Genomic DNA, 21,577 nt, shown 5'->3' with positions numbered 1-21,577 from the left:
CCCTGACTAGCCCGAGCGCGCCCAATTTGCAAAGCCCTGCATGATCCGGCCCATAAGCTCCGAGTCCGCTCGCGCGGCGAGAAAGTTGTAACCCTTGTAAGCGTCGGTCTTGCACGCGCGGATGGTGGCGACATCGGGCATCGGGATCAGGCCGGTTCCGATGGAATAAAGCCGCATATCGGGGTCCGAGAGCAGATGCGCGCTGACCGTGCAGGCCGGATCGTTGCCGTGATCCTCATAGATCAGGACCGCCCCATCTTTAAGGGCGCGTGCGGCCCCCTCAATTGCCGCGATCTCGGCCCCTTCGACGTCCAGCTTGATGAGGGCCGCCACACCTTCGGGCACCAGATCGTCAACCGCGCGCGTCCCGACGGTCTCGACGCGGTCCTGCCCCCCGGCAGGCAGATCGGCTTCCAACCGCGCCGAGGCATGGCTGAGATGGGTGTTCACAAACCGCATCTCCTCGCCCGAGCGTGCATGAATGGCGGCACGATGCAGGGTGACATTGGGCACATCGCGGGCGTTTCCCGACAGGTCCGCAAAGGTCGCCGCCGACGCCTCGACCGCGATCACCTGCTCGAACAGCGGCGCGGCGCGCGTGGTCCAGTACCCCTTGTTCGCCCCCAGGTCGCAGAATAGCGGCGTTGCCCCCGAGGCCGCCGTCAGCACGCGGGCGACCTCAGGCTCATAGGGCGCACGGTAGAGCGCAAAGCGCGTCCAGTAGCCGTCATTCAAGGCGATACGGTAGGGCGGCGCGCGCCCCTCATGCAGAAACACCGCCCTCTCCGCACCAAAGACGCGGCCAAGCCCGCGCGCGAACCGCCCATAGAGTCCGCGCGTCACCGCCAGCCGAAAGAGCCCCATCAGAAGTATATATTGCAGTCGGGCTGCCGGGCCGGAGAAGGTCAGGTGACGCTCATTCATGGCCGCAGAGGTAGAGAGAATGCGCGCCCGGTGCCAGTCCGAAACACATCTGCCACACGCGCTTGTGTCGCGAGTTTTAATGCGGCGCGCGTGCTCAACCCCCAGATTCCAGACATGACACCGGCGCATCCGCGCCCCTGATCCAAGGAGAGATCCCATGTTCAAACGTCTTTGCTCCACCGCCATGATCTTTGGCGCCGCCGCCCTCGCCCCGCCGCAAGCAGCGGTAGCGCAGGCGATGACCTGCCTGCCGCGCGACGCGCTCGTCGAACGGCTGGAAGACCGCTACAAGGAGCACCCCACCGGCGGCGGGCTGCAAAACCCGCAACAATTGCTGGAGGTTTGGGCCTCGGACGAGAGCGGCAGCTTCACGGTTTTCGTGACCCGCCCCAACGGCCTGAGCTGCATCCTCGCGACCGGCCAGAACTGGACCGGAGCAGCCAGAACGCAGCCCGACGGCGTGGCCGGGTAATCGCACGTTGCCCAATCACGGGGTGAGTGCTATCTGCCTTGCAAAATTCTCATGCAAGGAGCCACTTCGAGATGGCAAAAGATTACATCGTCAAGGACATCAGCCTCGCCGCTTACGGCCGCAAGGAACTGGATATTGCGGAAACCGAAATGCCGGGGCTGATGGCGCTGCGCAAGGAATACGGCGAGGCCAAGCCGCTCAAGGGCGCGCGGATCGTCGGCAGCCTGCACATGACCATCCAGACCGCCGTGCTGATCGAGACGCTGGTCGATCTGGGCGCCGATGTGCGGTGGGCCTCGTGCAACGTCTTCTCGACCCAGGATCACGCGGCAGCGGCGATCGCCGAGGGCGGCACCCCGGTCTTCGCGATCAAGGGCCAGAGCCTGGAGGAGCATTGGGACTATCTCGACAAGTCCTTCATGTTCGAAGACGGCCCCAACCTGATTCTCGACGATGGCGGCGATGCCACGCTCTATATCCTGCTCGGTGCGCGCGCCGAAGCGGGCGAGGACATCATCCCGGTGCCCGGCTCGGAAGAGGAAGAGGTGATCAAGGCGCAGATCGCCAAGCGCATGAAGGCCAGCCCCGGCTGGTTCACCAAGGTGCGCGACCAGATCAAGGGCGTCTCCGAGGAAACCACCACCGGCGTGCACCGTCTCTATGACCTGCACAAGAAAGGCTTGCTGCCCTTCCCCGCGATCAACGTCAACGATTCCGTGACCAAGTCGAAATTCGACAACAAGTACGGCTGCAAGGAAAGCCTCGTCGACGGCATCCGCCGCGCCACCGACACGATGATGGCGGGCAAGGTCGCCGTGGTCATGGGCTATGGCGATGTCGGCAAGGGCTCGGCGGCGTCATTGCGCGGCGCGGGCGCCCGCGTCAAGGTAACCGAGGTCGATCCGATCTGCGCCCTGCAGGCCGCGATGGACGGGTTCGAGGTGACGACGCTCGAGGATGTGGTCGAAAGCGCCGACATCTTCATCACCACCACCGGCAACAAGGACGTGATCCGGATCGAGCACATGCGCGCGATGAAGGACATGGCCATCGTCGGCAATATCGGCCATTTCGACAACGAGATTCAGGTCGCCAGCCTGAAAAACCACAAGTGGACCAACATCAAGGATCAGGTGGACATGATCGAGATGCCCTCGGGCAATCGCATCATTTTGCTCAGCCAAGGGCGCCTGCTGAACCTCGGCAACGCCACCGGGCATCCCTCCTTCGTGATGTCCGCGTCCTTCACCAATCAGGTGCTGGCGCAGATCGAATTGTGGACCAAGGGCGATCAATACGGCAACGGGGTCTATGTCCTGCCCAAGCATCTCGATGAAAAGGTCGCGCGCCTGCATCTCGACCGCATCGGCGTGAAACTGACCGAGCTCAAACCCGATCAGGCCGAATATATCGGCGTCAGCCCCGAAGGCCCGTTCAAGCCCGAGCATTACCGCTACTAGATTTCGCATCATGCGCAGGAACACGCCCGTTGGCCACATGGCCAGCGGGCGTTTTTCGTCACCCCTACGCCGAAGGGGAGAGCGCGGGCAATTTTCCCTTTGTGCGCGCAATAACAGCCGCTATCGTGCCCAAAGCGCCATTTTCGGGGCTGGGTTGAAACAAAAGACCGACAGCACGGTCGGGTATTCGGGAGAAAGTTAATGGGAAAGCGTGACGATCTGATCGCACAATATGCAGATGACCTGCGCAACAAATGCGGCATGCAGCCGGACATGAATCTGCTGACCAAGGTGACCATCGGCTGCGGTCCGGCGATCTACAACGCGGATGCCTCGACCGTGGCCGCAAGCCAGCCCGCCGAGTTGGAAACCGTGAAGAACAATTTCCTCGTCAAGAAACTGGGCCTCGCCGACAGCCCCGCGCTGATGGATGCTATCAACCAGGTGCTCGAGACCTATGGCCGCTCCGAGCGCAACAAGTATCGTGTCGTGGTCTACTACATGCTGACCAAGCATTTCGGCAAGGAATCAGTCTACGGCTGATCCGCCCGCAACGGCAATGACAGTGCGCCCGCCCCTCGTGGCGGGCGTTTTCATGCGCTGCGCAGATCCCCGGTATCGAGCACCGGCGACGCGTCGATGCCCTCGGCGTCGAGCATGGTCGCCACCCGTTCGAGAGAGGCCACAAGCTGCGCCTGCTCCCAATCCTCCAGCGCCTCGAACTTGCGCACATAGCGCTGTTGCAGCGCGTCGGGGGCATGCAGAATGATATCGCGCCCCTGCTTGGTCACTATGATGTTGGTCTGACGCCGGTCGGTCTGCGATTTCTCGCGCGTGACGACACCGTGTTTCACCAGCTTGTCCACCAGCGAGGTCACGGTGGCCTGACTGACGCGCATCTGATGCGCGATCACCGTCGCGGTGCAACTGCCGCGCTCCGCGACGATCTGCAGCACGCGAAACTGCACGGCTGTCAGCCCGGCGGCATTCGCCAGCTTGCGCCCATAAATTTCCGTTGCGCGCAGGATGCGCCGCAGGGCGATGAGACTCTGGTCGGTGCGATCCATTTTCGTTCCTTCGGTAATCGAAGTTATGGTCGCAAAGCTGTCGCTTAATTGCAATTTTATTCCTCCTGAGCCACACTAATTTAGTTAGCTAATTAAATATATAGCGCATTCCCCCCATAATTATAAGGGCGAAAGCGATTTTTTTCGTATAGAACGGCAAATCGACCTCCGTGGTTGATTTTTCAGATCGTCTGATATATTTAGTTAGCCAAAGCAAATAGAGAGGTCATTGATCCTATGCGACATGCGATGGAAATGTTTCGTAAAGCTCTTCCCAGCCTGCGCAAGCCGAGCGCAGAGGATGGTGCTGCGATCTGGGAACTGATCCAGGAGTGCAAGCCGCTGGACGAAAATTCGATGTATTGCAATCTGATCCAATGTGATCATTTCCGCGATACCTGCATCGTCGCCGAGCTGAATGGCGAGGTGGTTGGCTGGGTGTCGGGCTATATCCTGCCTGACGATCCCGAGACGTTCTTTGTCTGGCAGGTCGCCGTGTCGGAAAAGGCACGCGGCACCGGGCTTGGCACGCTGATGCTGCGCGGGTTGCTCTCGCGTGAGAATTGCGAAGGCGTTAAGCGTCTCCAGACCACGATCACCCGCGACAACCCCGGAAGCTGGGCGCTGTTCCGCAAGTTCAGCGACTACACCGACGGCGAGCTGTCGAGCACGCCCTATTTCGCGAAGTCGCAGCACTTCAACGAACAGCATGACACCGAATACATGGTGACCATCACCATGAAGGCGCGGACGAAAAAGGCGGCCTGATCCCAGGCCCCCGCCGCCCTGCACCCCAATTACACAAAGGAATACGTTATGACGACTGACATGTCAGCCGATCTTGCCATCTATACCCGCCGCGAATCCGAGGCGCGCAGCTATTGCCGCAGCTTCCCAACGTCCTTCGTCAAGGCACAGGGCTCGGAACTGACCGACGCGTCGGGCCGCACCTATATCGACTTTCTCGCCGGGTGCTCGTCGCTCAACTACGGGCACAACGACCCCGACATGAAGGCCGCGCTGATCGAGCATCTCAATGCCGACGGGATCACCCACGGTCTCGATATGCACAGCGGGGCCAAGGCCGATTTCCTGACCGCGTTCGAGGACATCATCCTCAAACCGCGCGACATGGACTACAAGGTGATGATGACCGGTCCGACCGGCACCAACGCCGTCGAGGCCGCGATGAAACTCGCGCGCAAGATCACCGGTCGCCGCAATATCATCGCCTTCACCAACGGCTTTCACGGCATGACCATGGGCGCACTCAGCTGCACCGGCAACGCCGGCAAGCGGGCCGGTGCCGGTGGCGGGCCGCTCTGCGGCACCACCCATATGCCCTTCGAGGGCGCGTTCGGCGATGGCATGGACAGCCTCAAGATCATCGAAGAGATGCTGTCGAACCCGTCGAGCGGCGTCGATGCGCCTGCCGCCTTCATCATCGAGCCGGTGCAGGGTGAGGGCGGGCTCAACGCCGCGTCGCCCGAGTTCATGCGCGGCATCGCCAAGCTGGCCAAGGATCACGGCGCGCTCTTCATCGTCGATGACATTCAGGCAGGCTGTGGCCGCACCGGCACGTTCTTCAGCTTCGAGGAAATGGGCATCAAGCCCGATCTCATCCCGATGGCCAAGAGCTTTTCCGGCATGGGCCTGCCGTTCGCCGCCCTGCTGATCAAGCCCGAGCACGACATCTGGGGCCCGGCCGAGCATAACGGCACCTTCCGGGGCAACACCCACGCCTTTGTCACCGCGCGTGTCGCGTTGGAGAAGTTCTGGAAAGACGACACCTTCCAGAAGGAAATCGCAACCAAGGCCGAGATGCTGCGCGAGGCGCTGGAGCAGATCGCCGACAACGTCCCCGGTGCTCGGCTAAAGGGCCGTGGTATGATGCGCGGCGTCGATGTCGGCAATGGCGATCTGGCGGGCGAGATTTGCGCGCGGGCCTTTGAAAAAGGTCTCATCATCGAGACCTCGGGCGCGCATGACGAGGTGGTCAAGGTTCTGGCCCCGCTCACCACGCCCGAAGCGACCTTTGCCAAGGGGCTGGACATTCTGAAAGAGGCCGCGCGCGACGTGACGGCCACAACCAAATACGCAGCGGAGTAACACGAATGATCGTCAGAGACTTCAACAAGATCATCGAGGAAGAACGCAACCGGGTGGTCTCGGATGCACAATGGTCGAGCGTGCGGATGCTGCTCGCCGATGACGGGATGGGGTTTTCTTTCCACATCACGTTTCTCGAGCCGGGCTCGGAGCACACGTTCGAGTACAAGAACCACTTCGAGAGCGTCTATTGCATGCAAGGCAAAGGCTCGATCACCGATATCGCCACCGGCGAGACGCATGAGATCAAGCCCGGCGTGATGTATGCGCTCGATCAGCATGATCGCCACATCCTGCGCGCCGAGGAAGAGCTTGTGATGGCCTGCTGCTTCAACCCGCCGGTGACCGGCAAGGAAGTGCACCAGGCCGACGGCTCCTACGCGCTGGAAGACAGCTAACAAAGGCTCGGGGGCGCGTCCCCCGGGAAGAGGGATATGACATTTCCAACCCATACCGTCGAGAAAATCGGCGGCACATCCATGAGCCGCGTGGGCGAGTTGCTGGACACGCTCTTCATCGGCGACCGCGAGGGCGAGGCGCTCTATCACCGCGCCTTCGTGGTCTCGGCCTTTGGCGGGATCACCAACAAGCTGCTGGAGCACAAGAAATCCGGCACGCCGGGGGTCTATGGCCTGTTTGCCAATGACGATGACGATCACGGCTGGCTCGATGCGCTCACCGAGACGGGTCGCGCGATGACCGAGGCGCATGGCGACATCCTTGAGCATCCCGGCGACCGCAGCATGGCGGATGAATTCGTGCGCGAACGGATCGAGGGCGCGCGCTCGTGCCTGTTCGACCTGCAGCGGCTGTGCTCTTACGGGCATTTCCGCCTCAGCGATCACATGCTGGTCATCCGTGAATTGCTCTCGGGCCTGGGCGAGGCGCATTCCGCCTTTGTGACCACGCTGTTGTTGCAGCGCGCAGGCGTCAACGCCCGCTTCATCGACCTCAGCGGCTGGCGCGACGAGACCGAGCACACCCTTTCCGAGCGCATCGCGCAGGGCCTGGGCGACGTCGACCTCGCCACCGAGATGCCTATCATCACCGGCTATGCGCAATGCACCGAAGGGCTGATGCGCGAGTTCGACCGCGGCTATTCCGAGGTGACCTTCGCCCGCATCGCCGCCCATACGAGCGCATCTGAGGCGATCATCCACAAGGAATTCCACCTGTCCTCGGCCGATCCCAACCTTGTCGGTGAGAATGCTGTTCGCAAGCTGGGCCACACCAATTACGACGTCGCCGATCAGCTCTCGAATCTGGGGATGGAGGCGATCCACCCCAAGGCCGCCAAGACCCTGCGTCAGGCCGAGGTGCCGCTGCGCGTGACCAACGCCTTCGATCCCGGCGACCCCGGCACGCTGATCGACGATCAGCCCGCCAAGGAGGCCAATGTCGAGATCGTGACCGGCCTCAAGGTCGTCGCACTAGAGCTGTTCGAGCAGGACATGGTCGGCGTCAAGGGCTATGACGCAGCCATTCTCGAGGCGCTCAAGCGGCACAATGTCTGGATCGTCTCCAAGACCTCGAACGCCAACACGATCACGCATTATGTGCATGCCTCTCTCAAGGTGGTGCGCCGCGTGGCGCGCGATCTCGAAGAGCAGTTCACGTCGGCCACCGTCTCGGCGCGCACGCTCTCGCTCGTGTCGCCGATCGGGCGCGATCTGAGCGGGCTCAAGGTGCTCAGCCGGGGCCTCTCGGCGCTGGAGGACGCGGGCATCGAGGTGATCGCCGCGCATCAGACACCGCGCGGGGTGGACGTGCAATTCGTGCTCTCCTCGGCGGATCTGGAGCCGGGCATCACCGCGCTGCACCGCGCGCTGATCGAAGGTACGGTGGCGCAGGTCCCTAAGAAGGCCGCCTGACCCGGGATCATCCGGTCTAGCCGGATGATGACACCGCGCGAACGTCATCCTCGGGCCTGACCCGAGGATCTCCACCTCGGCCCGCGTCAGTCGGCCCATTACAATTTGAACCAAAAGCGCGGCACTCTCGGTTTGGAGAGGCCGCGCTTTTTGTGTAGGGTCAAGAGGTCAGGGCCAGGATGGCCGAGACCCAGTCAGTTACACGTGTGGTGCGTAGGGAGCACGTGGGGTAACGGAGGGTGTCGGCCGGGTGGCTGGCATCCTCCGTTCGGGTTTTGAAGGGGGATTTGGCGTAGAGCGAAGATATGCTCGAAAGATCCGGCGCGGAATCAAGGCCGAAGGCCGCCGCGCCATCGCCAGGCCGCCCCCACGGACTGGCGATTTGTCTAAGTCATCGCGCCAATTAGAGTTTTTCGGATTTGGCAGACATAAAGTGCTCTGAAACAGCGTTAGATCGCCAGCCCGCGGCCTGGCAATGGCGCCGCTCACGGCAACGGCAGCTTCAGGCCATTCGCACTTCAACACAACGACCACCCCTACCCCGACACCCCCGCCATCTCGCACACGATCCGCCATTCCTCCGCCGTCACCGGCTGCACCGAGAGGCGCGAGTTGCGGACCAGCACCATCTCCGACAGGCGCGGATCGGCCTTGATCATCTCCAGCGTGACAGGCACCTGCGCCGCCTCCAGCGCCTTTATATCCACGCACTCCCATCGCGGATCATCGGTGTTGCTGTCGGGATGCGCCCCGGCGATAACCTCGACCGTGCCCACGACCGCCTTTTCCTTTTGCGAATGATAAAAGAACCCGCGATCCCCCACCGTCATCTCGCGCATGAAATTGCGCGCCTGATAGTTGCGCACGCCGTCCCATTCCTCGCCCGCATCGCCCTTGGCCACCTGATCGGACCAGCCCCAGACCGACGGTTCGGACTTGAACAGCCAAAACCGCATCAGATCACTTTCTTCCACGGGATCAGCTCGACCCCCGAAAAAAGTTCGGCCTTGGCATAGGGATCATTGTTGGCCCATTCCTGCGCCGCCTCCATATCCTCGACATCGAGGATCACCAGCGAGCCCACCATCTCGCCCTCGTCATTCAAAAGCGGCCCGGCCTGAGACACCACGCCGGTCTCCTTGAGATAGGCGATATGGGCGTCGCGGTTGTCGAGACGGGTTTGCAGGGCACCGGGGTGGTCGCGGGCAATCAGGGCAATCAGCATCATTCTTCCTTCAATGGACGTGAGAGCAGCATATCCATCGCCTCACTCACGCGCAATTCGCCCGTGACAAGCGCGGTGATGGCATGGGTGACAGGCATGTCGAGGTCAAGTGCACGGGCGCGGGCCAGCACGGCGCGCGCGGTGGCGGCCCCTTCGACGGTGACACCTCCATCGAACGCCTCACCTCGCCCGAGGCTCTGACCGTAGCCGTAATTGCGCGACTGGCCACTGGTGCAGGTCAGCACCAGATCGCCAAAGCCCGACAGCCCCGCCAGCGTATCGGGCTGCGCACCAAGCGCATGGGCAAACCGGTGCATCTCGGCGAAACCACGGGTCATCAGGGCCGCGCGCGCACTCTCGCCCAGCCCCGCACCCATCACCGCACCGCAGCCGATGGCGATCACGTTCTTGAGCGCACCGCCCAGTTCCGCGCCGATGGTGTCGGTGGTGCGATAGAGGCGCAGGGTGGGCGTGGTCAGGTTGGCTTGCAGCCGCTCGCCCACCACACCGTCAGCACAGGCCAGCGTCAGCGCCGTTGGCAAGCCCAGCGCGATATCGCGGGCGAAACTCGGCCCGGTGAGGATCGCCGGAATGGCCTCTGCACAGGTCTGCGCGATCAGGCCGGTCGGGCCAAGCCCGGTCGCAAGATCCATCCCCTTGCAGCAGGCGACAAGGGGGCGTGCGCCAAGCGTGCGGTGATGCGCCGTCAGAAACCCGCCCAGCGTCTGCATCGGCATCGCCAGCAGGCAGGGGGTATCGTCTTCGGGCAGATCGCCCGAGATCACGGTGATCCCTTCGGGCAGCGGAATATCCGGCAGCCGACGCGCATTGACGCGGCTTGCCTGCATCTCGGCGGCGTGTTCGGCATCGCGCGCCCAGAGCGTGACAGGCCCGTTTTGCGCCAATGTGACCGCCAGCGCCGTGCCGAACGCGCCCGCGCCGCAAATCAGCGTCATGCCTTGGCCCCCTTCTTGCCACTGCCCAGCATCGCCGGGCTGGCGCGGTCCAGCGGCCAGCGCGGTCGGGCCGCAAGCGTCATGTCATCGCGATGGCCTTGGGCGTAGAGTTCGGCCCCCGCATAGGCGATCATCGCCGCGTTGTCTGTGCAAAGCGCGAGGGGCGGCGCGAGAAACCGCGCACCCGCCTCTGCCGCCACGTCCGTCAGCGCCGCACGAATGGGGCCGTTGGCGGCAACGCCCCCCGCCACGGCGATCAGCGGCACCGCAGGGCCCTCGGCCATGTACAGGCTGAGCGCGCGGCGGGTCTTTTCGGCCAGCACGTCGCAAACCGCCGCCTGAAATCCGGCACAAAGATCGGCACGGTCCTGTCGGGTCAGCCCGGATTTTTCCGCCACAATCTGATCGCGGGCGCGCAGCAGCGCGGTTTTCAGCCCCGAGAACGACATGTCACACCCCACCCGGTCCAATAACGGACGGGGAAAGCGCAGGCGGCTGGCATCACCATGCGCGGCCTCCCCCTCCACACTCGGGCCACCGGGCTGCGGCAGCCCAAGCAGACGCGCAGTCTTGTCGAACGCCTCGCCCGGTGCATCGTCGATGGTGCCGCCAAGCCGGGTAAAATCATCCGGCCCGCGCACGATCAGGAACTGGCAATGCCCGCCCGAGACCAGCAGCATCAGGTAGGGATAGGCGACCAGGTCAGTCAGCCGCGGGGTCAGCGCATGCCCGGCCAGATGGTTGACGCCCACCAGCGGCAGGCCCGCCCCGGCGGCGATCCCCTTGGCGCACATCACCCCGGCGATCACCCCGCCAATGAGGCCCGGCCCGGCGGTGACGGCAACAGCATCCACATCGGCCAGACCCAGCCCCGCCTGCCCCAGCGCCTCACACACGCAGATATCGAGCTTTTCGGCATGCGCCCGCGCCGCGATTTCCGGCACCACCCCGCCGTAATCGGCATGCAGCATGGCCTGCCCATGCACCACCGAGGCAAGGATATCAGGGCCCCCATCCCGACCGATACGCACAAGCGCAGCGGCGGTATCGTCGCAGCTACTCTCAAGTCCAAGGAAGATCAGCGGCTTGCTCATCGCGCCCATGCGTTGCGTGACAGGTGCAAGGCAGGTAACACCGAATGAGGCAGCCAACAACTCTGGATGATCCATGCCCGTGACGATCCTCATCACCCGGCCCGAGCCGGAGGCGGGCCGCTTCGCCGCGCGGCTGAGGACGGTGTGCGGACCGGAGACAGAAGTGCTCTGCGCCCCGGTCATGCGAATCGCGTGGCGCGGGACACTGCCACCCCTGCGCGGCGACGAGGTGCTGATCTTCACGTCGCGGCATGGTGTGGCGGGATTCTGTCACCAGACCGCGGCCCGTGATTTCACCTGCTACTGTGTCGGCGAGGCCACGGCCAAGGCGGCGCACGCACAGGGCCTGACGGCGATCGCCTGCGATGGCGATGCAGCGGCACTGCTCGACCGGATTGCACAGGACGCGGCCACCGGCCCGTTCCTGCACCTGCGCGGCGCGCATGTGGCCGCCGATATCACCGGCGCGTTGCAGGCGGCGGGGCATGTGGCGCAAGAGACCGTGGTCTATGATCAGCAGCCGCAGGACATGGGCGAGGCCGCCCGCCGCGCGCTGGCCGGGGAGGGGCCGGTGATCCTTCCCCTGATGTCACCACGCAGCGCACGGCTAGTCTTCAGCCAGGCGGATCACATCCATGCGCCGCTCTTCGTCGCGGCGATCAGCCGCAATGCGGCAGAGGCGGTGCCAGAGGGGGCCGCGCAGAAACTGAGCATTGCGCAACGCCCCGACGCAGAAGCCATGGCCGATGCGGTGCACGATCTGGTGAAAACGGCCAAGCGGCTTGAGGGTGGAAAACGGGCGCAGTAAGGTCAGGTTGACAGCTTGACGTGATAAGATTCGAAAAGGTGGCGGGACGTGGCAAGAAAAAAGACTTCAAAGACGGACCAGACCGAGGCGCAGGACACGGTCGCCCAAGGCGCGCCCGCACCGGAGACCGAGGTGCCACCCACCGAAAAACCGTCGAGCGATGCCCCGAAGGCGACCTCCGTAACCGAAGCGCCCGAGCAATCGGCAGACCTTGAGACAACGGCGCAGGACGCCCCCACGGAGCAGCCAGAGCCCGCCGAGAGCACGACCGAAACGGACGGCACGCCAGAGGACACATCCCAAGAGCCGGAAACCGACGACGAGATCACGACCCGCCCCGAAGACGATGACCCGATGGCAGAGGTCGCGACCATGGCCGAGGCCGAAGAGGCGCAGGCCGCTCAGCAGACCGACGAGGCCGAGACACCTGCCCCGGCGGCCCCGGTGACGAAAACCGAACAGGTCACGATCCGGCAGGGCGGGTTCTGGTCGATGCTCCTTGGTGGCGTCGTCGCCGCAGGCATCGGCGTGATCGCCGCCCCCTATGTCCTGCCCGACCACCCGCTGCGCCCGGCCGAGGACAGCGTTGACACGGATGCGCTGCAGGACCGCATCGCAGCGCAGGAAACCGCGCTGGACGATTTGCAGTCCACGGTCGAGGGCATCGAGCCCGCTTCTGAACCCGCCCCCGACCTGAGTGGCGAACTGGGCGGACTGCGAGACACGCTGAGCGATCTTGCCGAGCAGGTCAGCTCCATTGAAAGCCGCGTCGCCGAGTTGGAAGACCGCCCCGCCCCCGAGACCGGTGGCAGCGATGTCTCCGCGTCGCAGATCGAGGAATTGAGCACGGCACTCAGCGAACAGCGCGAGACGCTTGACGCACAGCGCGCCGAAATCGACGCCCTCAAGGGCGAAGCCCAGGCACAAGAGGAAGCCGCGCGCGACAGCGCGCGCGCCACCTTGCAGCGCGCCGCCCTGACCCGGGTGATGACGGCGCTCGATACCGGCGATGATTTCAGCGCCGCCCTCGCCGATCTGCGCGAAACCGGGGCCGATGTGCCCGCCGCGCTGGCGGACGCCGCCGAAACCGGTGTCCCGACGCAAGAGGCGCTGATCGAAAGTTTCCCAGAGGCGGCGCGGGCGGCGCTCGCCACCGAACGCAATGCCGATGGCGGTGCCGCGTCGAGTGTCGGCGGCTTTTTCAAGAGCCAGCTTGGCATCCGCTCGCTGGAACCGCGCGAGGGCGACGACCCGGATGCCGTCCTGTCGCGCGCCGAGGCGGCGCTGCGCGACGGACGGCTGGGCGATGCACTGGCCGAGATCGAGACCCTGCCCGAAGGCGCGCGCACCGCGCTCAGCGATTGGGCCGCCGACGCCGAGCGCCGCAGCGCGGCCCTGTCGGCGGCCAATGCGCTGGCCGGTACGATGAATTGAGTTAGAAAAGGCGATCCATATGCTTTGGTCGATTATCAAGATAGCCGTTTTCATCGCCCTGGTGGCTGGCGTGACCTTCGGTGCAAGCTTCCTGCTGGAACTTGATGGCGGTGTCCGCGTCGTCATGGCCGGGGTCGAGATCAACCTGACGCCGATCAAGGCGGTGATCGCGCTGGTGATCCTGGTGCTGGCGATCTGGGCGCTGATGAAACTGGCGGCGATGCTGGTCGCGCTGCTGCGCTTCATCAACGGGGATGAGACCGCGCTGTCGCGCTACTTCGACCGCAACCGGCAGGAAAAGGGCTATCGCGCGCTGAGCGAGGGCATGCTGGCGCTGGCCTCGGGCGAGGGCGATGTGGCGATGGCCAAGGCCGCCAAGGCCGAAGGTTATCTGCGCAAACCCGCACTCACCGACCTGATCACCGCGCAGGCCGCCGAAATGGCGGGCGACAAGACCAAGGCGGAAAAGGCCTTCAAGCGGCTGCTGACCAATGAGAAAACCCGCTTTGTCGGGGTGCGCGGCATCCTGCGGCAAAGGCTTCAGGATGGCGATACCGAGACCGCGATGAAACTGGCGCAGACGGCCTTTGCCCTCAAGCCGCGCCATGCCGAGGTCCAGGACACGCTGTTGCAGTTGCAGGCCGGGTCGGGCGACTGGAAAGGCGCGCGCGCCACCCTCAATGCCAAGCTGAAATACGGCAATCTGCCACGCGACGTTCATAAACGGCGCGACGCCGTGCTGGCCCTCTCGGAGGCGCGCGATGTGCTCAACGAGGGCAAGAGCATCGAGGCCCGCGAGGCCGCCATCGAGGCCAACAAGCTCTCGCCAGACCTCATTCCGGCGGCGGTGCTGGCGGCGCGCGGCTATGTCGAGCAGGGCAAGAAACGCAACGCCGTGCGGGTGATCAACAAGGCATGGCTGGTACGCCCGCATCCCGACCTCGCCGCCGCTTTCGCCGCCATCGAACCCGACGAAAGCCCGGCGCAGCGGCTCAAGCGGTTCGGCAAGCTGTTGAAGGTCCATCCCGACAACCGCGAAACGCGGCTGCTCGAGGCGGAACTGAACCTCGCCGCCGAGGATTTCCCGGCGGCGAGGCGCGCGCTCGGTGATCTGGCCGAGGTCGAGCCGGACGCCCGCGCGCTCACTATCATGGCCGCCATCGAACGCGGTGAAGGGGCCCCCGACGCCGTGGTCAAGGGCTGGCTCGCGCGCGCGCTCAGCGCGCCGCGCGGTCCGCAATGGGTCTGCGACAAGTGTCAGCATATCCACGCCGAATGGGTGCCGTCCTGCGAGAATTGCGGCACCTTCGACACGCTCAGCTGGCGCGCGCCGCCGAATTCTCCGATGGCCACGCCCACCGGGCTCGAAATGCTGCCGCTGATCGTCGGCGCGATCGAGGACCACGGCGACGACGACGAAGATGTGGTCGAGGCCGAGGTCGTCGACGAGGCTGAGAGATCCGAGGACACCGCCAAGACCTGAGCCGCAACGCGCGCCTGCCCGACCCATGCCGGAGACCCCGATGCCACATCTGCACTTCGCCGACAGCCTGTCGCGCCTTGGCACCGAGTCGGCCTTCACCGTGCTGGCCCGCGCGCAGGCGCTGGCGGCGCAGGGCCATGACATCATCAACCTCGGCATCGGCCAGCCCGATTTCCAGACGCCCGACCATATCGTCGAGGCCGGGATCAAGGCGCTGCGCGACGGCCATCACGGCTATACACCCGCCAACGGCATCCCCGCTTTGCGCGAGGCCGTGGCCGCCGATCTGCACACCCGCCACGGGGCCGAGGTGAACCCCGACAACGTCGTGGTGGTGCCCGGCGGCAAGCCGACGATGTTCTTTGCCGTGCTGATGTTCGGCGAACCGGGCGCCGAGATCATGTATCCCGACCCCGGCTTCCCGATCTACGAAAGCGTGATCCGCTATTCCGGGGCCACCCCGGTGCCGATCGCCCTGCGCGAGGAAAACAGCTTTGCCTTCGACGCCGAAACCGTACTGGCACAGATCACGCCCAAAACCCGCCTGATCATCATCAACAGCCCCGCCAACCCAACCGGCGGCGTCACCCCGCGCGCAGAGGTCGACAAATTCGTGGCCGGTCTGGCGGACCATCCCCACGTGGCGGTGCTCTCCGACGAGATCTACAGCCGCATGCTCTATGACGGCCGCGAACATGTCAGCCTGCTACAATACCCCGAGATCCGCGACCGGCTGATCCTGCTCGACGGCTGGTCCAAGACCTATGCGATGACCGGCTGGCGGCTGGGCTACGCGGTCTGGCCCGACGCGGCGGTGGGCCACGCCACGCGGCTCTGCATCAACGATCATTCCTGCGTCAACGCCGCGTCGCAATATGCCGGGCTCGCCGCACTCACCGGGCCGCAGGACGCGGTAGACGAGATGATGCGCCATTTCGATGACCGGCGGCGGCTGATCGTCAAGGCGCTGAACAGCCTGCCGGGCCTGCGCTGCACCGACCCGGGTGGCGCGTTCTACGCCTTCCCGAATATCGAAGGGACGGGGATGACGTCGGGAGAGGCCCAGGACCGCTTCCTCGACGAGGCCGGTGTGGCGACGGTTGCCGGCACCTCCTTCGGCCGCCACGGCGAGGGCTATCTGCGGTTTTCCTATGCCAATTCGGCGGAGAATATCGAGACGGCGATAGAGCGGATTCGCGCGCTGCTTTGAGTGTGCGGAGCGGGATTGCCCGTTAAAGATAACTGGTCGGTTTTGGCCTAGACCCGACATACGCACCACCCGCGCGAAACGCACCGAAGGTGCCGCGCGATCGCCGGGCCGTCCCGCGGCACCTTTTGGCGGGGTGCTATGTCCGCTCACGGTCAAAAAAAACCCAAAACCGCGTCACAACTCCCCCGCCCTCACCAATCCATCACCACTTTCCCCGAGTTCCCCGAGATCATCGCGGCAAACCCGGCCTCGAAATCGTCGATCCCGATCCGGTGGGTGATCAACCCCGACACATCCAGCCCCGATTGCACCAATGCGATCATCTTGTACCAGGTCTCGAACATCTCGCGGCCATAGATGCCCTTGATATGCAGCATCTTGAAAATGACCGCGTTCCAGTCCACTGCAAACTCGGTCGGCGCAATCCCCAGCAGCGCCAGCTTGCCGCCATTGTTCATCCGTGCGATCATCTGCTGCATCGCGGGCGCGGCCCCGGACATCTCCAGCCCGACGTCGAACCCCTCGGTCATCCCGATCTCGTCCATCACGTCGCGCAGCTGCTGATTGCCCACATCGACCACATGCTGCACCCCCATCCGCCGCGCCAGATCAAGGCGGTAAGGGTTGATATCGGTGATCACCACCTTGCGCGCGCCCACCTTCTGCGCCACCAGCGCGCCCATGATCCCGATCGGCCCCGCGCCCGTCACCAGCACATCCTCGCCCACCAGATCGAAACTCAGCGCGGTATGCACCGCATTGCCGAACGGATCAAAGATCGCCGCGATCTCGTCGGGGACGTCCTCGGGGATCGGCACCACGTTCATCTCGGGAATACAGACATACTCGGCAAATGATCCGGGCCGATTCACGCCCACCCCCTTGGTATTGCGGCACAGATGCCCGCGCCCGGCGCGGCAATTGCGGCACGCCCCGCAGACGATATGCCCCTCGCCGGAAACCCGCTGCCCGATCCGGTATCTCACCGCCGCAGGCCCGGTATCGACGATCTCGCCGACGAACTCATGCCCCACCACCATGGGCACCGGCACAGTCTTGGCCGAGAACTCATCCCATTTCCAGATATGCACATCGGTGCCGCAAATCGCCGATTTCTTCACCTTGATCAGCACATCCGCCGGGCCGACCTCGGGCACCGGCACATACTCCATCCACAGCCCCGGCTCGGGCCGCGCCTTCACCAGCGCCTTCATTTCATTCTGCATTGCCCTGCCCCCACAAATCGGTGCTCAGATATTTCAACCCGCTGTCGCAAACCACGAACGCCACGCAACCACCCCGCTCCGGCCCTCGCAACAGCCGGATCGCCGCCGCCAGATTGGCCCCGGCAGAATAGCCGCCAAAAATGCCCTCGGTCCGGGCCAAAAGCCGCGCATGCTCCGCCGCCTCTTGCCCCGTGATCGTCACATCGCCCGCCAGATCGGCGCCGCGCAGATGTACCAGATCGGGCATCGAGTATCCTCCACCCTGAATCGGATGATCCGCCCGGTCGGGATGCACCGCAAAGCAGCGCACCCCCAGAGGGCTGAAAAACCGTGCTGCGCCGCCGATCGTGCCGCCAGAGCCGACGAAATCGCAGAACGCCGTCACCGCATGGCCCGACTGCTCCCAGATCTCGGGCGCGGTGCCGCGCGCATGGGCGTCCGGATTGCCCTCCCGCGCAAACTGATCGGCCCGGAACGCGGCGCGCGTCTCCGTGATCCGCCGCGCCTCTTCCTCGACCAGGGCAAGATCCGCCCCCGACACCTCACCGGACCGCGACCCTTCCGCCTGCGGCACCAGCACGACCTCCGCGCCAAGTGCCCGCATCATCCGCGCCCGCTCCTCGGAATTGCCCTCGCTCATCACCGCGACAAACGGATGGCCCAGCACCGCACAGACAATCGCCAGCCCGGTGCCCATGTTGCCCGAGGTCAGTTCCACCACCACCTGCCCGTCGCGCAACTCTCCAGTTGCGCGCGCCGCCTCGATGATCGCCCGCGCCGCGCGGTCCTTCTTGGAAAAGCCGGGCGTGAGATAATCGAGCTTGGCCAGCACCCGCCCCTCAAGGCCAAGCGCCGCGCGGATGCGATGCAACTCGACCAGAGGCGTGTCGCCAAACGCCTCGATCACCGACGGCAGCGGCGTCATACAATGACCCCCAACTCGCGCCCGACCGACTCAAAAGCGTCAATCGCCCGGTCCAGCATGTCGCGGCTCAATGCGGCACTCATCTGCGTACGGATGCGGTCCTGCCCTTTCGGCACCACCGGGAAAGAAAACGCGGTCACGTAAACACCGCGCGCGTTCAGCTTGGCCGCCATCTCCTGCGCCAGTTTCGGGTCCCGCAGCATCACCGGGATGATCGCATGTTCGCCGGGCAGCAACTCGAACCCGAGCGCGCCCATCCGCTCGCGAAAATACGCCGCGTTCTCCCACAGCCGCGCGCGCAGCGCCCCGCCATCCTCCAGCATATCGAAAACATTGAGCGACACGCCCGCGATGACAGGCGCCAACGTGTTCGAAAAGAGATAAGGCCGCGAGCGTTGCCTTAACCAGTCCACAACCTTCGCACTCGCCGCCGTATACCCGCCCGAGGCCCCGCCCAGCGCCTTACCCAGCGTGCCGGTCAGGATATCCACCCGGTCCATCACCCCGAAATGCTCCGGCGTGCCGCGCCCGGTCGCGCCGACAAACCCGGTGGCGTGGCAATCATCCACCATCACCATCGCGTCATAGCGCTCGGCCAGATCGCAAATCTCGTCAAGCGGCGCGTAGGTGCCATCCATCGAGAACACCCCGTCGGTGGCAATCAACCGATGCCGGGCGCCCTGCGCCTCCTTCAGGCACCGCTCCAGATCGCCCATGTCGCGATTGCCATAGCGCCAGCGCTGCGCCTTGCACAGCCGCACCCCATCGATGATGCTCGCATGGTTGAGCGCATCCGAGATGATCGCATCCTCCGGCCCCAGGATCGTCTCGAAGAGACCGGTATTTGCATCGAACGCGGCGGCATAGAGGATTGTATCCTCCTGACCCAGAAACCCGGCAATCCGCGCCTCTAGTTGCTTATGCTCCTCCTGCGTACCGCAGATGAATCGCACCGACGCCATACCGACGCCATACCGACGCAATACCGACACGGCTTCGTCGATGAGTTCGGGGTTGTCCGCCAGCCCGAGATAGTTGTTGGCGCACAGGTTGATCACCTCCCGCCCATCCGCCAGCCGCACCTCGCCCAACTGCATCGAGGTGATCACCCGCTCGGTCTTGTAAAGCCCCTCGTCGCGCAAACCCGCAAGCCGCGCCGCTATGTCATCGTTGAACCGACCCGCCGCCGTCATCGCCTTCCCCCCCCTGAACGGGCCTCTCGATAAGCAGAGGCCGCACTTGTCCTCTTCGCGTTTAACACGAAGATCGGTGCGGGAAATAGCGGATGGCAGACTGCTATGCGAGAAACCGTCAGTCCGGTCACAGCACATAAATATGCCCGCGCACTACGCTGGGGGACGTAGCACGCGGGCAGTCGTGTGAGTGATGGTCTTTGCCTATCAGCCCAGGCTGGACACAGGACGACCGACGAAAAGGCGATCGTCAACACGCACCTGCATGAAACCATTCTCTAGAAGCTTAACAAACATTCCCTGGATCAAGGTGCAGGAGCCTGTCTGGATGGTGCGGATCATCTTTACAATTCCTCGTCTAAAACGCGCCGTCAGGCGTCCGTTGCTCTGGTAGTTTTAGAATGCCAAGAAAAGTGCGGAACGGCCAATGGCCAAAGGGATCAGCGGCAGGCTCTTTCGATACCCCGCACGCCTTTGGCTCTGCCCGGCGCTGTCAGAGCCAATCGCGCAGGATCGGGATCAGTGGGATATCAGCAGGCGGCATGGGGTAGGATTTCAGATCACCCACGCGCACCCATTTGAGGGCCTGCCCTTCGCGGCCCTGCGGAATGCCCTGCCATTTGCGACATGCAAAGAGCGGCATCAGCAGGTGAAACTCTTCATAGGAATGGCTGGCGAACGTCAAGGGGGCAAGGCAGGACGCCCATGTGTCGATGCCGATCTCTTCCTGTAATTCGCGGATCAGCGCGTGTTCCGGCGTCTCTCCCGGCTCCACCTTGCCGCCGGGAAATTCCCACAGCCCGGCCATGGATTTGCCCTCGGGGCGCTGCGTGAGCAGGATGCGCCCATCCACGTCGATGAGCGCCACGGCCGAAACCAGAACCGTCTTCAAGACCGGTAATCCGCGTTGATGTCGATATAGCCATGGGTCAGGTCGCAGGTCCAGACGCGCGCCGTGCCGCCACCGAGACCCAGATCGACATGAATCACAATGTCCTGGTTCTTCATGTAGGCTGCGGCCCTCGCCTCGTCATAATCGGGGCTGACAAATCCCTCGCGCGCCACCTCCAGATCGCCGAACCAGATGGACAGACGGTCACGATCTGCCCGCGCGCCGGATTTGCCCACCGCCATCACCACGCGGCCCCAGTTCGGGTCTTCGCCCGCCACCGCCGTCTTGATCAGCGGCGAATTGGCAATGGATTTGGCATGCACATGGGCCTCGGCATCCGAAGCCCCGCCGGTCACCGAGACCTCGACGAATTTCGTGGCACCCTCACCGTCGCGCACCACCTGATGCGCCAGATCGAGCATGACGCGGCGCAGCCCCTCCATGAACCCGACATTGGTCTCGGTCACGCGTATGCCCGACGCCCCGGTCGCGGCCACCAGAAGCGTGTCGGAGGTCGAAGTGTCGCTGTCCACGGTGATGCAATTGAACGTCGTGCGGTTGAGCGCACTGACCATGTCTTGCAGAATGTCTTGCTCGATCGCGGCATCGGTGAAGATATAGACCAGCATCGTCGCCATGTCGGGCGCGATCATGCCCGACCCTTTGGCGATGCCCGCGATATGCACGGTCTGGTCGTCGATCGTGACCGTGGTGCCCGATCCCTTGGGAAAGGTGTCGGTGGTCATGATCGCATGCGCCGCAGTTTCGATGGCATGCGGCGAAAGTGCGGATTTGAGATCATCAAGGCATCCGGTAATGCGGTCATGCGGTAGCGGCTCGCCGATCACACCGGTTGACGAGGAAAAGACCCGAGCCGCGGAGATGCCAAGCGTTTCAGCGACAGCGCCGGTAACGGCGCTGACCGCTTCTGACCCGCGCCGCCCGGTAAAGGCATTGGCATTGCCGGAATTGACGAGGATCGCGGCCCCGCCCGCAGGCGTGCCGCCGATCTTGTCTTGGCAATCCAGCACCGCCGCCGAGCGCGTGGCAGAGCGGGTAAACACCCCCGCCATCGCCGTGCCCGGCGCAAGGCTGGCCAGCATCACGTCGGTGCGATCCTTGTAGCGCACCCCCGCCGCCGTGGTGGCAAAGCTCACCCCGGCGATCTCGGGCAGTTCGGGAAATCCCGCCGGGGCGAGCGGGGAAAGCGGCGGTTTGGCGCCCATGG

23 protein-coding genes are annotated in these 21,577 nt (G+C 64.2%); 11 read left to right on the top strand and 12 right to left on the bottom strand.

Translation table 11 applies throughout. From position 1 onward, the window contains the following. Nucleotides 1–6: 6 nt before the first annotated feature. Nucleotides 7–924 carry an FkbM family methyltransferase gene (locus BMX04_RS03895; protein ID WP_074785094.1) on the bottom strand — a complete coding sequence of 306 codons (918 nt, stop codon included), beginning with the start codon at nucleotides 922–924 and terminating at the stop codon, nucleotides 7–9. Between the two features lie 157 nt (nucleotides 925–1,081). Between BMX04_RS03895 and BMX04_RS03890 the strand changes: the two genes are divergently transcribed. The 3 genes from BMX04_RS03890 (at nucleotide 1,082) to BMX04_RS03880 (ending at nucleotide 3,399) form a co-directional block, all read left to right on the top strand. Beyond that, on the top strand, nucleotides 1,082–1,396 hold the full coding sequence (locus tag BMX04_RS03890) for a hypothetical protein (RefSeq protein ID WP_074785093.1): 315 nt from the start codon (nucleotides 1,082–1,084) through the stop codon (nucleotides 1,394–1,396). A 71-nt stretch (nucleotides 1,397–1,467) separates the two neighbouring features. Beyond that, nucleotides 1,468–2,856, top strand: a complete 1,389-nt coding sequence (gene ahcY / locus BMX04_RS03885) for an adenosylhomocysteinase (protein WP_074785092.1) — start codon at nucleotides 1,468–1,470, stop codon at nucleotides 2,854–2,856. 201 nt (nucleotides 2,857–3,057) lie between these two features. Beyond that, the gene (locus BMX04_RS03880; protein ID WP_074785091.1) at nucleotides 3,058–3,399 is read left to right on the top strand and encodes a DUF2853 family protein; all 342 of its coding nucleotides are present in this window, start codon (nucleotides 3,058–3,060) and stop codon (nucleotides 3,397–3,399) included. Nucleotides 3,400–3,449: 50 nt separating this feature from the next. Here BMX04_RS03880 and BMX04_RS03875 read toward each other — a convergent pair whose 3' ends face one another. Continuing rightward, entirely contained in the window at nucleotides 3,450–3,923 is a 474-nt protein-coding gene (locus tag BMX04_RS03875; RefSeq protein WP_050662809.1) for a MarR family winged helix-turn-helix transcriptional regulator, read from the bottom strand. Between the two features lie 249 nt (nucleotides 3,924–4,172). Between BMX04_RS03875 and ectA the strand changes: the two genes are divergently transcribed. The 4 genes from ectA to BMX04_RS03855 are packed head-to-tail and all read left to right on the top strand — an operon-like array spanning nucleotide 4,173 to nucleotide 7,903. Continuing rightward, entirely contained in the window at nucleotides 4,173–4,691 is a 519-nt protein-coding gene (ectA, locus tag BMX04_RS03870) for a diaminobutyrate acetyltransferase (RefSeq protein ID WP_050662828.1), read from the top strand. A 48-nt stretch (nucleotides 4,692–4,739) separates the two neighbouring features. After that, complete coding sequence (ectB, locus tag BMX04_RS03865) at nucleotides 4,740–6,032, top strand: diaminobutyrate--2-oxoglutarate transaminase (protein WP_244888467.1); 1,293 nt, start codon at nucleotides 4,740–4,742, stop codon at nucleotides 6,030–6,032. A 5-nt stretch (nucleotides 6,033–6,037) separates the two neighbouring features. Next, the gene (locus tag BMX04_RS03860) at nucleotides 6,038–6,430 is read left to right on the top strand and encodes an ectoine synthase (protein WP_074785090.1); all 393 of its coding nucleotides are present in this window, start codon (nucleotides 6,038–6,040) and stop codon (nucleotides 6,428–6,430) included. 36 nt (nucleotides 6,431–6,466) lie between these two features. Beyond that, nucleotides 6,467–7,903 carry an aspartate kinase gene (locus BMX04_RS03855; RefSeq protein ID WP_074785089.1) on the top strand — a complete coding sequence of 479 codons (1,437 nt, stop codon included), beginning with the start codon at nucleotides 6,467–6,469 and terminating at the stop codon, nucleotides 7,901–7,903. Nucleotides 7,904–8,439: 536 nt separating this feature from the next. On the opposite strand, the gene BMX04_RS03850 is transcribed toward BMX04_RS03855, so the two are convergent. From BMX04_RS03850 to tsaD, 4 genes are read right to left on the bottom strand one after another with little or no spacing between them, the layout of a single operon-like run. Further along, nucleotides 8,440–8,859 (bottom strand): EVE domain-containing protein, encoded by a 420-nt coding sequence (locus BMX04_RS03850; protein WP_074785088.1) that lies wholly within the window; start codon nucleotides 8,857–8,859, stop codon nucleotides 8,440–8,442. Next, entirely contained in the window at nucleotides 8,859–9,128 is a 270-nt protein-coding gene (locus BMX04_RS03845; RefSeq protein ID WP_074785087.1) for a YciI family protein, read from the bottom strand. The genes BMX04_RS03850 and BMX04_RS03845 overlap by 1 nt, the downstream gene beginning before the upstream one ends. Next, complete coding sequence (locus BMX04_RS03840) at nucleotides 9,128–10,084, bottom strand: NAD(P)H-dependent glycerol-3-phosphate dehydrogenase (RefSeq protein ID WP_074785086.1); 957 nt, start codon at nucleotides 10,082–10,084, stop codon at nucleotides 9,128–9,130. Before BMX04_RS03840 ends, BMX04_RS03845 begins: the two co-directional genes overlap by 1 nt. Next, nucleotides 10,081–11,178 (bottom strand): tRNA (adenosine(37)-N6)-threonylcarbamoyltransferase complex transferase subunit TsaD, encoded by a 1,098-nt coding sequence (gene tsaD / locus BMX04_RS03835; RefSeq protein WP_074785208.1) that lies wholly within the window; start codon nucleotides 11,176–11,178, stop codon nucleotides 10,081–10,083. The genes BMX04_RS03840 and tsaD overlap by 4 nt, the downstream gene beginning before the upstream one ends. Before the next feature lie 73 nt (nucleotides 11,179–11,251). Between tsaD and BMX04_RS03830 the strand changes: the two genes are divergently transcribed. From BMX04_RS03830 to BMX04_RS03815, 4 genes are read left to right on the top strand one after another with little or no spacing between them, the layout of a single operon-like run. Further along, nucleotides 11,252–11,986 carry a uroporphyrinogen-III synthase gene (locus BMX04_RS03830; RefSeq protein ID WP_074785085.1) on the top strand — a complete coding sequence of 245 codons (735 nt, stop codon included), beginning with the start codon at nucleotides 11,252–11,254 and terminating at the stop codon, nucleotides 11,984–11,986. Between the two features lie 48 nt (nucleotides 11,987–12,034). Beyond that, nucleotides 12,035–13,420, top strand: a complete 1,386-nt coding sequence (locus BMX04_RS03825) for a hypothetical protein (RefSeq protein ID WP_083398076.1) — start codon at nucleotides 12,035–12,037, stop codon at nucleotides 13,418–13,420. A 19-nt stretch (nucleotides 13,421–13,439) separates the two neighbouring features. Continuing rightward, nucleotides 13,440–14,903: a heme biosynthesis protein HemY gene (locus tag BMX04_RS03820; protein WP_074785084.1), complete on the top strand. Its 1,464-nt coding sequence runs from the start codon at nucleotides 13,440–13,442 to the stop codon at nucleotides 14,901–14,903. Between the two features lie 40 nt (nucleotides 14,904–14,943). Beyond that, complete coding sequence (locus BMX04_RS03815; protein ID WP_074785206.1) at nucleotides 14,944–16,113, top strand: pyridoxal phosphate-dependent aminotransferase; 1,170 nt, start codon at nucleotides 14,944–14,946, stop codon at nucleotides 16,111–16,113. A 191-nt stretch (nucleotides 16,114–16,304) separates the two neighbouring features. Here BMX04_RS03815 and tdh read toward each other — a convergent pair whose 3' ends face one another. From tdh to argJ, 6 genes are all read right to left on the bottom strand, one after another. Beyond that, nucleotides 16,305–17,327, bottom strand: coding sequence for an L-threonine 3-dehydrogenase (gene tdh, locus BMX04_RS03810; RefSeq protein WP_217644435.1), 1,023 nt, complete (start codon nucleotides 17,325–17,327; stop codon nucleotides 16,305–16,307). A 1-nt stretch (nucleotide 17,328) separates the two neighbouring features. After that, on the bottom strand, nucleotides 17,329–18,264 hold the full coding sequence (locus BMX04_RS03805) for a PLP-dependent cysteine synthase family protein (RefSeq protein ID WP_074785082.1): 936 nt from the start codon (nucleotides 18,262–18,264) through the stop codon (nucleotides 17,329–17,331). Further along, nucleotides 18,261–19,457, bottom strand: a complete 1,197-nt coding sequence (locus BMX04_RS03800) for a glycine C-acetyltransferase (protein ID WP_074785081.1) — start codon at nucleotides 19,455–19,457, stop codon at nucleotides 18,261–18,263. Before BMX04_RS03800 ends, BMX04_RS03805 begins: the two co-directional genes overlap by 4 nt. A 207-nt stretch (nucleotides 19,458–19,664) precedes the next feature. Beyond that, complete coding sequence (locus BMX04_RS19740) at nucleotides 19,665–19,799, bottom strand: hypothetical protein (protein WP_268784945.1); 135 nt, start codon at nucleotides 19,797–19,799, stop codon at nucleotides 19,665–19,667. 151 nt (nucleotides 19,800–19,950) lie between these two features. Next, a complete protein-coding gene (mutT, locus tag BMX04_RS03795) occupies nucleotides 19,951–20,349 on the bottom strand; it encodes an 8-oxo-dGTP diphosphatase MutT (RefSeq protein ID WP_074785080.1) in 399 nt (132 codons plus the stop codon). Then, the gene (argJ, locus tag BMX04_RS03790; protein ID WP_074785079.1) at nucleotides 20,346–21,575 is read right to left on the bottom strand and encodes a bifunctional glutamate N-acetyltransferase/amino-acid acetyltransferase ArgJ; all 1,230 of its coding nucleotides are present in this window, start codon (nucleotides 21,573–21,575) and stop codon (nucleotides 20,346–20,348) included. Before argJ ends, mutT begins: the two co-directional genes overlap by 4 nt. Between the last annotated feature and the right edge of the window lie 2 nt (nucleotides 21,576–21,577).

Source organism: Roseovarius tolerans (genome assembly GCF_900109855.1).
GTDB classification, from domain to species: domain Bacteria; phylum Pseudomonadota; class Alphaproteobacteria; order Rhodobacterales; family Rhodobacteraceae; genus Roseovarius; species Roseovarius tolerans.
Note: the sequence above shows the minus strand (reverse complement) of the source record. Positions and strands in the feature narration are given on the sequence as shown.